Genomic DNA, 12,692 nt, shown 5'->3' on the forward strand with positions numbered 1-12,692 from the left:
GTGAGCCAGGAGGAACACGAACGGTTCTTCCGCGAACGCCTCGGCGATATCGACGAACCGACCCTGCCGTTCGGCCTGCAGGATGTGCAGGGCGACGGCAGCGATATCGAACAGGCCGATCTCGCACTGGACGCCAGCCTGAGCCTGCGCCTGCGGACCCAGGCCCGTCAGCTCGGGGTGAGTGCCGCGAGCCTGGTGCACCTGGCTTTCGCCCAGGTGTTGGGGCAGGCCAGTGGCCTTGACCAGGTGGTCTTCGGCACGGTGCTGCTGGGCCGGATGCAGGGCGGCGAGGGCGCCGATAGAGCCCTGGGCATGTTTATCAATACCTTGCCGCTGCGGGTGACCCTTGGCGGTCAAAGCGTGCGTGAGGGGGTCAAGACCACCCACGCCGAACTGACTGCCTTGCTCGGGCACGAGCACGCCTCCCTGGCACTGGCCCAGCGTTGCAGCGGGGTGAGTGCGCCGCTGCCGTTGTTCAGCGCCTTGCTCAACTACCGCCACAGCAGCCTGGCCGTGACCGAGCAGGCGCAGAGCGCCTGGCAGGGCATGCAGGTGCTGGGCGGGGCCGAAGAGCGGACCAACTATCCGCTGACCCTCAACGTCGACGACCTGGGGGAAGGGTTCCACTTCACGGCCTTGGTGGCGACCGCCATCGGTGCGCAACGGCTTTGCGGCTATCTGCACAGCGCCTTGGACGGCCTGGTGCAGGCCGTGGAGCAGGCGCCACAGACAGCGGTGCAAACGATTTCGATCCTGCCGGCCAGCGAGCGCGAGCAACTGCTCGAGCACTGGAACCAGGCTGGCCGGACCTATCCCGCCGATGCACCGATCCACCAGCAGTTAGAGGCCCGCGCCGCCGAGCGGCCGGAGGCCGTGGCGCTGGTATACCAGGACGAAAGCCTGACCTACGGCGAACTCAATGCCCGCGCCAACCAGGTGGCCCACCGCCTGCTGGCCCTGGGCGTGCGCCCGGACGACCGGGTGGCCATCTGCGTCGAACGCGGCCCGGCGATGATCATCGGTCTCTTGGGGATCCTCAAGTCCGGTGCTGGCTACGTGCCGCTGGACCCGGCCTATCCCCGCGAGCGCCTGGCCTACACCCTGGGCGACAGTGAACCGGTGGCCTTGTTGAGCCAGCACGCGGTGCGCGAGGCGCTGCCGGCGGTGGATCTGCCGCTGATCAATCTCGACGATGGCGATCTACAGGATGAGTCCGTCCAGAACCCGCAGGTGCCGGGGCTAACTCCGGCCAGCCTGGCCTACGTGATCTACACCTCCGGCTCCACCGGTCTGCCCAAGGGCGTGATGGTCGAGCACCGCAATGTTGCGCGGCTGTTCACGGCCACCGAGGACTGGTTCGGTTTCAACGAACAGGACACCTGGGCGCTGTTCCACTCGTTCGCCTTCGACTTCTCGGTCTGGGAAATCTGGGGCGCGCTGCTGCACGGCGGGCGTCTGCTGATCGTGCCGCAACTGGTCAGCCGCTCGCCACAGGATTGCTACGCACTGCTGTGCAGCGCCGGGGTGACGGTGCTCAACCAGACGCCGAGCGCGTTCCGCCAGCTTATTGCCGCCCAGGGCGACAACGCCCAGCCCCATGCCCTGCGCCAAGTGATCTTCGGCGGTGAGGCGCTGGACACGGCGATGCTCAAGCCCTGGTATGCGCGGTCCGTGAACGCCGGTACGCAACTGGTGAACATGTACGGCATCACCGAAACCACGGTGCACGTGACCTATTACCCATTGCAGGCCGAGGATGCCCTGCGCATCGGGGCGAGTCCGATCGGCAAGCGCATTCCCGACCTGCAACTCTATGTGCTCGACGCCCGTCGCGAACCGGTACCGGTGGGGGTGGTCGGCGAACTGTATGTCGGCGGGGCCGGGGTCGCCCGAGGCTACCTGAACCGCGCCGAACTCAGCGCCGAGCGTTTCCTTGCCAACCCGTTCAGCACCGACGTGAATGCCCGCCTGTATCGCACCGGCGACCTGGCTCGCTGGCTGGCCGACGGCAGCCTGGAATACCTGGGGCGTAACGACGAACAGGTGAAGATCCGCGGTTTCCGTATCGAACTGGGCGAGATCGAGGCACAACTGGCCGCCTGCGAGGGCGTGCGCGATGCCGTGGTTCTGGTGCGCGAGGATGAGCCGGGCGACAAGCGCCTGGTGGCCTACGTCATCGGTAACACGGACGCCGGGCAACTTCGCGAGCAACTGCGCCAGACACTGGCCGAATACATGCTGCCAAGCGCCTTCGTCAATCTGGAAGCCTTCCCGCTGACCGCCAACGGCAAGCTCGACCGCAAGGCTCTGCCGGCCCCCGACCGCTCGGCGGTGGCCAGCCGTGGCTACGAAGCGCCCGAAGGCGCCACCGAGATCGCCATTGCACGAATCTGGCAGGACCTGCTGCAACTGGAACAGGTCGGTCGCCACGATCACTTCTTCGAACTGGGCGGCCACTCGCTGCTGGCGGTGAAACTGATCGAGCGCATGCGCCAGATCGACCTCAGCGCCGACGTGCGCGTGCTGTTCGGCCAGCCGACCCTGGCCGCCCTGGCGGCGGCCGTGGGCGGCCAGCGCGAGATCGAGGTGCCGGCGAATGTCATCCCGGCCGGTTGCGAACGCATCACGCCGAACATGCTGCCGCTGGTCTCCCTGGGTCAGGAGGATATCGACCGCATCGTGGCCAGCGTGCCCGGTGGCGTTGCCAATGTGCAGGATATCTACGCCCTGGCGCCGTTGCAGGAGGGGATTTTGTACCACCACCTGGCCGCGACCCAAGGTGACCCGTACCTGCAATACTCGCTGTTCAGCTTCGACAGTCTCGAGCGTCTGCACAGTTTCGCCCAGGCCCTACAAGGGGTGGTGGCGCGGCACGATATCCTGCGTACCGCGGTGCTCTGGGAAAGCCTGGACACGCCGGTGCAGGTGGTCTGGCGCGAAGCGCCCCTGGGCGTTGAACGGCTGGAGCTGGACCCGGCGGAGGGCGATATCGCCGAACAACTGCGCGAGCGTCTGGACCCGCGGCACACCCGCCTGGATATCCGCCAGGCGCCGATGCTGCGCATCGGTTACGCCCAGGATCCGCTGAACGACCGTTGGCTTGGCATGCTGCTGTTCCATCACCTGGTGGACGACGCCACTTCGCTGCGTATCCTCTGCGGCGAAATCGAGGCGCATATGCTTGAGCGGCAGGCAGAGCTGCCGCCATCCGTGCCGTATCGCAACTATGTGGCCCAGGCCTGCCTGGGGGTCAGCCGCGAGGGACATGAAACGTTCTTCCGCGACATGCTGGGCGATATCGAGGAGCCGACACTGCCCTTCGGCCTGCAGGACGTGCAGGGCGATGGTCGCGGCATCGAGGAAGTACGCCGGGACGTGGAGGCCGGCCTGAGCCGGCGCCTGCGCTTGCAGGCGCGGCAGCTCGGGGTCAGCGCCGCGAGTCTTTGCCACTTGGCCTGGGCCCGGGTATTGGGTGCCGTGTCGGGCAGGGACGATGTGGTGTTCGGCACCGTGTTGCTGGGTCGCCTGCAGGGCGGCGAGGGCGCCGACCGGGCCCTGGGCATGTTCATCAACACCTTGCCGCTGCGGGTCACACTGGGGGCGCAGGGCGTGCGTAGTGCGTTGAAAGCCACCCATGTCCGACTCAGCGGCTTGCTCGCCCATGAACATGCGCCACTGACCCTGGCGCAGCGTTGCAGTGGCGTGGCCGCGTCGACGCCGTTGTTCAGTTCGCTGCTCAATTACCGGCAGATCGATATCAACGTGACCGACCAGGCGTTGGCCGCCTGGGAGGGTATCCAGACGCTGGATAGCGAAGAACGCACCAACTACCCCCTGACCCTGTCGGTGAATGACTTGGGCGAGGCGTTCAACCTGACGGTCATGGCCGAGGCGCAGATCGGCGCCGAGCGGGTCTGTGGCTATATGCACTGTGCTCTGCAAAGCCTGGTCGAGGCGCTGGAAAACACGCCGGCCCTGCCATTGACCCAGGTGTCGATCCTGCCCGATGCCGAGCGCGAGCAACTGCTGGTCGGCTTCAATGCCAGTCGCCGTGATTACCCACGGACGCAGACCGTGCAGGGTCTGTTCGAAGCCCGGGTTCGAGCTCGTCCCGAGGCGTGCGCGGCGATCCATGACGGCGTGTCGTTGAGCTATGCCGAGCTCAATAGCCGGGCCAATCGCCTGGCCCGCCATCTGCGTGGTCTCGGCGTGCAGCCGGGGGACAGCGTGGCGATTCTGCTGGAGCGCTCCCACGACCTGCTGGTCAGCCAGTTGGCGGTACTCAAGTGCGCGGCGGTCTATGTGCCGCTGGATATCAACGCCCCGGCCGAGCGCCAGGGCTTCATGATCGAGGACAGCCAGGCGCGGGTTCTGTTGACGCGTCATCGGCTGTCGCTGTCTGCCGCCGTGCAGCGTGTGGAACTGGACGGTCTGGACCTGTCTCGCCTGGACGGTGACGACCTGGGGATTACGCAGTCCAGCGAAAGCCCGGCCTATATCATGTACACCTCGGGTTCCACCGGTGTGCCCAAGGGCGTGCTGGTGCCGCACCGGGCTATCACCCGCCTGGTGATCAACAACGGCTATGCCGACTTCAACGACCGGGATCGTATCGCCTTTGCTTCCAATCCGGCCTTCGACGCCAGCACCATGGACGTTTGGGGTGCCTTGCTCAATGGCGGCCAGGTGCTGGTGGTGGATCATGAAACGCTGTTGGAGCCGGCACGCTTCGGTGAGTTGCTGGTCAGCGCCCAGGCCACGGTGCTGTTTGTCACCACGGCGGTGTTCAACCAGTATGTGCAACTGATCCCCGAGGCGATCAAGGGCCTGCGGATCCTCCTGTGCGGTGGTGAGCGCGGCGACCCGGCCTCGTTCCGTCGTTTACTGGCGCTGGCGCCACGGCTGCGCCTGGTGCATTGCTACGGACCGACCGAAACCACTACCTACGCCACCACCCATCACGTGACCGAAGTCGCCGAGGACGCCGACAGCGTGCCGATCGGCCGTCCCATCGGCAATACCCAGGTCTATGTTCTCGATGCCCGCCAGCAACTGGTGCCCCAGGGGTGCAGCGGTGAAATCTGCATCGGCGGCAAGGGTGTGGCATTGGGTTACCTCAACCGCGCCGAACTGAGCGCCGAAAAATTCATTGCCGACCCGTTCAGCGCCGAGCCGGATGCCTTGCTCTATCGCACCGGCGACCTCGGGCGCTGGTCGGCCGATGGCCTGCTGGAGTGCCTGGGCCGTAACGATAACCAAGTGAAGATACGCGGTTTCCGCATCGAGCCGGGGGAAATCGAGGCGCGCCTGAGCACTCATCCGCAGGTCCGCGAATGCATCGTGCTGGCCCGCGAGGACGTCCCCGGCGACAAACGCCTGGTGGCCTATGTCACCGCGACCGGCGAGCCGGCCACGGCGGAAGCACTGCGCAGTTACCTGCAAGGCCTGTTGCCGGAGTACATGGTACCCGGCGCCTATGTGCAACTGAGTGCATTGCCCCTGAACCTGAACGGCAAGGTCGATCGCAAGTTGCTGCCGATGCCGGAGTCGGACGCCCTGGCCTGCAGCGAATACCAGGCACCGCAAGGTGAAGTGGAAAATCGGCTGGCGTCGATCTGGGCGGACGTGCTCAAGGTCGAGCGGGTGGGGCGGCATGACCACTTTTTCGAACTGGGCGGTCACTCGCTGCTGGCGGTGACGCTGATCGAGCGCATGCGCCAGGCAGGTCTGAGTACCGATGTGCGGGTGCTGTTCAGCCAGCCTACCTTGGCCGCGCTGGCGGCGGCGGTGGGCAGTGGCCGCGAGATCCAGGTGCCGGCCAACCTGATTGCGCCGGGCTGTGAACGGATCACGCCGGACCTGCTGCCGCTGGCGAACCTGGATCAGGACGCCATCGATCGGATCGTCGCCACGGTGCCGGGCGGTGTCGCCAATGTTCAGGACATCTATGCCCTGGCGCCATTGCAGGAAGGCATCCTCTACCACCACCTCAGCGCGGAGCGGGGCGACCCCTACTTGCTGCAAGCGCAGTTCGCCTTCGACAGTGAGGAGCGTCTGGACGATTTTGCCAGGGCCTGGGAGTTCGTGATCGGTCGTCACGATATCCTGCGCACCGCGTTGGTCTGGGAAGGTCTGGACGAACCGGTACAGGTGGTTTGGCGCGAGGCCCGGCTGATACGCGAAAACCTGGAGCCGGACCCGCGGGCCGGCGATGTGGCGACCCAACTGCTTCAGCGGTTCGACGCCCGACATTATCACCTCGATATTCGTCAGGCGCCCATGCTGCGCTTGATCCAGGCCTGGGATGCGCCGAACCGGCGCTGGCTGGCGTTGCTGTTGTTCCACCACCTGGCGATGGACCACACCGCGATGGACGTGGTGAGCCATGAAATGCAGGCCTATCTGCTCGGTCAGCAGGCGCAACTGGGCGCGCCGGTGCCGTATCGCAACTACGTGGCCCAGGCCCGCCTGGGCGTTAGCCAGCAAGAGCACGAGCGATTCTTCCGTGAACGTCTCGGTGATATCGAGGAGCCGACCTTGCCGTTCGGCTTGCAGCAGGTCCAGGGTGATGGACAGGGCATCGAGGAGGCCCAACTGACGGTGGGTGTTGCCCTCGGTCAACGCTTGCGGGCCCAGGCCCGGCAGGCGGGGGTGAGTGTGGCGAGCCTGGTGCACCTGGCTTGGGCCCAGGTGCTGGGTCGGGTTTCTGCCCGCGACGATGTGGTGTTCGGTACGGTGCTGATGGGCCGGATGGAGGGCGGCGACGGTGCCGACCGCGCCTTGGGCATGTTTATCAACACCTTGCCGCTGCGAGTGGTCCTGGGCGGGCGCAATGTGCGCGAGGGCGTCAAGGCGACCCATGACGAACTGACCGCGTTGCTCGGGCATGAGCACGCCTCCCTGGCGCTGGCCCAACGTTGCAGTGGCGTCAGCGCGCCGCTGCCGTTGTTCAGCGCGTTGCTCAACTATCGCCACAGCAATTACGCCGTGACTGACGAGACGCGGGCAGCCTGGCATGGCATGCAATACCTGAGCGCGGAGGAGCGCACCAACTATCCGTTGAGCCTCAGTGTCGACGACCTGGGCGAAGATCTCCTGTTGACCGCCCAGACCGTTCCAGTGATCGAGGCCAAGCGGATCTGCGCCTATATGCACCAAGCCTTGCACAGTCTGGTCGAGGCACTGGAGCAGGCCAGCGAGGTGCCGTTGCCGCTGTTGTCGGTGTTGCCGGACGATGAGCGTCGGCTGTTGCTGGAGGGCTTCAATGCGACCGCGGTCGACTATCCTCGGGACGAGACCGTGCACGGGTTGTTCGAAGCCCGGGTGGCGGCCTGTGGCGATTCGCTCGCCGTCGTCGACGAGAACGGCAGCCTGACCTATGACGCACTCAATCGCCAGGCCAACCGTATCGCCCACCGCCTGATCGAATGGGGTGTTGGCCCCGATGATCGGGTGGCGATCTGTGTCGAGCGCGGCGTGGACATGCTGGCGGGGCTGCTGGGCATTCTCAAGGCCGGCGCCGCCTACGTGCCGCTGGACCCGCATTTCCCGCTCGATCGCCTGACCTATATGCTGGAAAACAGCGCTCCGGTGGCGACTCTCACTCAGCAAAGCCTGCAGCCGATCCTACCCACCAGCAGCGTACCGGTGTTGCTGCTCGATCCCGGGCTGGCCGAGCGCGAAGGCTTCCTGGCGCAGCCCGAGACCAATCCACTGCGTCATGACCTTCATCCTGAACATCTGGCCTACGTGATCTACACCTCGGGCTCCACCGGGCTGCCGAAAGGCGTGCAGATCAGCCACCGGGCCTTGGGCAACTTCCTCCACGGCATGGGCCGCGAACCGGGGCTTTCGCCTGATGATCGGCTGCTGGCGGTCACCACGATTTCCTTCGACATCGCCGCGCTCGAACTGTACCTGCCCCTGGTCAGCGGGGCCTGTGTGGTCCTGGCCTCCCGTGAGGCGACCGTGGACGCCTTGCACTTGCAGCGCCAGCTCGAGGAGCAGCGGATCACCGTGATGCAGGCCACCCCGGCCACCTGGCAAATGCTGGTCAGCAGTGGCTGGGCCGGCAAGCCGGACCTGCGGATCTTCTGCGGCGGCGAAGCCCTGCCGCGCAACCTGGCCGGTGAGCTGCAGGCGCGCAGCCGCGAACTGTGGAACCTCTACGGCCCCACGGAAGCCACCATCTGGGCCTGTGTCGCGCGCGTCGATGCACCGGGCGACCCGGCCATCCTGTCGGCGACAGTGCCGATCGGCAAACCGATGGCCAACACGCGGCTCTACCTGCTGGACGACAACCGCCAGCCGGTACCGCTGGGCGTGGCGGGCGAGCTGTATATCGCCGGCGTACAAGTGGCGCGCGGCTACCTGAACCGTCCGGACCTGACCGCCGAGCGTTTCCTCGACGATCCGTTCCACGATGGGCGCATGTACCGCACCGGCGACCTGGCGCGCTATCGGCCGGACGGCACGGTCGAGTACCTGGGCCGTAACGACGACCAGGTGAAAGTCCGCGGCTTCCGCATCGAACTGGGCGAGATCGAGGCCCGTCTGGCCACGTATCCCGGGATCAAGGACTGCGTGGTGGTGGCACGGGAGGATCAACCGGGCGACAAACGCCTGGTGGCCTACTTCACGCCGCAGCAGCCGGATACCGTGCTGCCGATCCAGAGCCTGCGCGAGCATCTGCAAGCGGCATTGCCCGAGTACATGGTTCCGACGGCCTATATGCAACTCGATGCCTTGCCCTTGACGCCTAACCGCAAGGTGGATCGCAAGGCGCTGCCGGCACCGGATGGCGCCGTATCCAGCCGCGAGTACGAAGCGCCGCTGGGCAAGGTCGAGGAGCGCCTGGCCGCTATCTGGGCCGACCTGCTGCACCTCGACCGGGTCGGTCGTCACGACAACTTCTTCGAACTCGGCGGCCACTCGCTGCTGGCGGTCACGCTGATCGAGCGGATGCGCAAGGCCGGTCTGAGTGCCGATGTGCGGGCACTGCTCGGCCAGCCGACCTTGGCGGCGCTGGCGGCGGCAGTGGGCCAAGGCACGGACATCGCGGTGCCGGCCAACCGGATCCCCGAGCCTTGTGAACACATCACTCCAGACCTGTTACCGCTGGTCAGCCTGACCCAGGCGCAGATCGACCAGGTGGTGGCGACGGTGCCGGGCGGTGCGGCAAACGTGCAGGACATCTATCCGCTGGCACCGTTGCAGGAGGGCATTCTGTTCCATCACCTGTCTGCCGGTGAAGGGGACCCCTATGTGCTGCAATCGCAGTTCCGCTTCGACAGCCGCAGTCGCCTGGACGACTTTGTCCAGGCGTTGCAGAGCGTGATCGAACGGCATGATGTCCTGCGCACATCGATCGTCTGGGAGGGCCTGGAGACGCCGTTGCAGGTGGTCTGGCGTCGTGCCCGGCTGAAGCTCGAGCCCCTCGGGCTCGATCCGCGCGACGGTGAACTCTCGGCGCAACTGCTGCAACGCTTCGATCCGGCGCATTGCCGCCTCGATCTCCATCAGGCACCGCTGCTGCAGCTGGCCGTCACCGAAGAGGCGTCCAGCGGGTGTTGGCTGGGTGTCCTGCGGTTCCATCATATCGCCATCGACCACACCACCCTTGCGGTGGTGCAACAGGAAATGCAGGCGTTCCTGCGTGGACAGGCGACCTCGTTGGCGCCGGCCGTGCCGTATCGCAACTATGTGGCTCAGGCACGACTGGGCGTGAGCCAGCAGGCCCATGAAAGCTTCTTCCGCGAGATGCTCGGCGATGTCGACGAACCGACCCTGCCGTTCGAACGGCAAGAGGTCAGGGGCGATGGACAGGCGATCGCCGAGGCTCACGCGGGACTGAGTGCCGATCTGTCTCGGCGCCTGCGTGGTCGAGCCCGCCAGGCGGGAGTCAGCCCGGCGAGCCTGGCGCACCTGGCCTGGGGCATGGTGCTGGGCCGTCTGTGTCAACGCGAAAAAGTGGTGTTCGGTACCGTGCTGATGGGCCGGATGCAGGGCGGCGAGGGCAGCGACCGGGCCCTGGGCATGTTCATCAACACCTTGCCACTGCGCCTGGACCTGGGCGAGCAGGGTACCCACAGTGCCCTCAAGGCGGCCCATGGCCGGTTGACCGCGCTGCTCGGTCATGAACATGCTTCCCTGGCATTGGCCCAGCGTTGCAGTGGCGTGCCGGCATCGATGCCGCTGTTCAGCGCCTTGCTCAACTACCGGCATGGTGGCGGTGAAGCCAGCCAGCAGGTTCTGGATGCCTGGCAGGGTATCGAAAGCCAGGGTGGGGCCGAGCGTACCAACTACCCGCTGACCCTGTCGGTGGATGATGACGGTGTGGGCTTCGGCCTGACGGTGCAGGCGGTTGCCGGCATCGATGCACGGCGGGTCTGCGGATATATGCAGGCCGCGCTGGAGAGTCTGGTGGATGCCCTGGAACAGGAGCCCGAGGCACCACTGGGCGGCCTTTCTATCCTGCCGGCCGACGAGCGCGAGCAGTTGCTGGTGGGCTTCAACGACACCGCGCTGGAGTATCCGCAGGCGCAGACCATCCATGGGTTGTTCGAGGCCCAGGTGGAGCGTACGCCGGATGCCCTGGCGGTGGTCCATGACGGCAGGAAACTCAGCTATCGCGAACTGAACGAGCAGGCCAACCGTCTGGCCCATGCCCTGCGCAAGCAGGGTGTGCAGCCGGACTCCCGCGTGGGGATCTGTGTCGAGCGCGGCGCCGAGATGGTCGTCGGCCTGCTGGCGATTCTCAAGGCCGGGGGCGCTTATGTGCCGCTGGATCCGGCGTATCCGGCCGAGCGGATCGCCTACATGCTGCAGGACAGTGCGCCGGCCGTGGTGCTGGCCCAGAACGCGACCCAGCAGTTGCTGGCCGGCGTGTCGGTGCCGGTGATCAATCTGGATCAGGGCACCTGGCAGGACGAGTCCGTCCTGAATCCACAGGTGCCGGGCCTGACCTCGGCACACCTGGCGTACCTGATCTACACCTCGGGTTCGACCGGTTTGCCCAAGGGCGTGATGATCGAACACCGCAACACGGTCAACTTCCTGACCTGGGCCCACGGGGCCTTTGGCAACGGAGCCTTGGACAAGACGCTGTTCTCGACCTCGCTGAACTTCGACCTGGCGGTCTATGAGTGCTTTGCACCGCTGACCTCGGGCGGCAGCCTCGAGGTGGTGAAGAACGTCCTGGAACTGCAGCACGGCGAGCATGACATTGGCCTGATCAACACCGTCCCGTCGGCACTCAAGGCGCTGCTGGAAGTCGACGGCCTGCCGCAATCGGTGCACACGGTGAACGTGGCCGGCGAGGCGCTGAAACGCAGCCTGGTGGAATCGCTGTTCGAGAAAACCACAGTCCAGCGCCTGTGCAACCTCTATGGCCCCTCGGAAACCACCACCTACTCCAGCTGGGTGGCCATGGACCGCGAAGACGGCTTCGCCCCGCATATCGGCAAGCCGGTGGGCAACACCCAGTTCTACCTGTTGGACGAGCAACAACAGCCCGTCCCGCTGGGCGTGCCGGGTGAAATCTACATCGGTGGTGCCGGCGTGGCCCGTGGCTACCTGAACCGTGATGATCTGACTGCCGAGCGTTTCCTCCGGGACCCGTTCAGCCAGGACGCTTCGGCAAGGATGTATCGCACCGGCGACCTCGGTCGCTACCTGGCGGATGGAAACATCGAATACCTGGGCCGCAACGACGACCAGGTGAAGATCCGCGGTTTCCGTATCGAACTGGGCGAGATCGAGGCGCGTCTGGCCAGGCACGCCGACGTGCGTGAGGCGGTGGTGATGGCCCGGGAGGACGTGCCGGGAGAAACCCGCCTGGTGGCGTACTTCACTCCGGCCGTTACGGGGCTTGTGTCCGACAGCGGCAGCCTGCGCACTTATCTGCGCGGGTTGTTGCCGGACTACATGCTGCCCGCGGCCTATGTGCAGCTCGAGCGGTTGCCCCTGACCCCCAACGGCAAGCTGGACCGCAAGGCTCTGCCGACACCGGACAGCAGCGCCTACGCTTCGCGTGTCTACGAAGCCCCGGTGGGTGAGGTGGAGATCAAGCTGGCGGCGCTCTGGGAGGATCTGCTCCAGGTCGAGCGGGTGGGGCGGCATGACCACTTCTTCGAGCTGGGTGGGCATTCGCTGTTGGCGGTCAGCCTGATCGAGCGTATGCGCCAGGCGGACCTGGAAGCCGATGTCCGGGTGCTGTTCGGCCAGCCGACACTGGCCCAGGTAGCCGCGTCGGTGGGTACGACACAACAGGTGGAGGTACCGCAGGCGAAGGTTCCGACACTCAAGCGCAAACGCGTTATCTGAAGCCCTGGCTCCGTACCTGACCGATTGCCGATCGGTCAGGTACGGAGCCGTTTTTCTCCCCCCATCCCCCCTGGCAACACGTCGAACTCTCGCAGGGCCGAGCCTTGTCCCGGCTTCCCATGACAGACAGTCCCAGGTGGATGCTCTAATTTTCGAGGCCTGTGGGGAGCATGGCGAATAGGGGTTGTTTCGCATGTGTCAGTGGTCCGCGAGCATTTGCCGCCGCGGCGCCGGTCACGCCTGCATCCCGATTGCCATGCTGTCTTCGAACCTCGAAGCCCCTCCGTTTTTATCGCGCGAACGCTGTCTCCGACACCGAGCCCTTGGGTTGTCAACCCTCTCCGACATGATAAACAGTAGGTTATTCG

At 65.8% G+C, this 12,692-nt stretch carries 1 protein-coding gene (cut by a window edge); it reads left to right on the forward strand.

Going from position 1 to position 12,692, the window contains the following annotated elements:
* On the forward strand, positions 1-12,324 hold the 3' portion of the coding sequence (locus ACM62G_RS27530; RefSeq protein WP_419736067.1) for an amino acid adenylation domain-containing protein. It extends 4,083 nt beyond the left edge of the window; 12,324 of the gene's 16,407 nt are visible here — the last part of the coding sequence; its start codon lies beyond the left edge, outside the window; its stop codon occupies positions 12,322-12,324.
* Positions 12,325-12,692 lie beyond the last annotated feature (368 nt).

This window comes from Pseudomonas sp. COR18 (assembly GCF_048568395.1).
GTDB lineage: Bacteria > Pseudomonadota > Gammaproteobacteria > Pseudomonadales > Pseudomonadaceae > Aquipseudomonas > Aquipseudomonas fuscovaginae_B.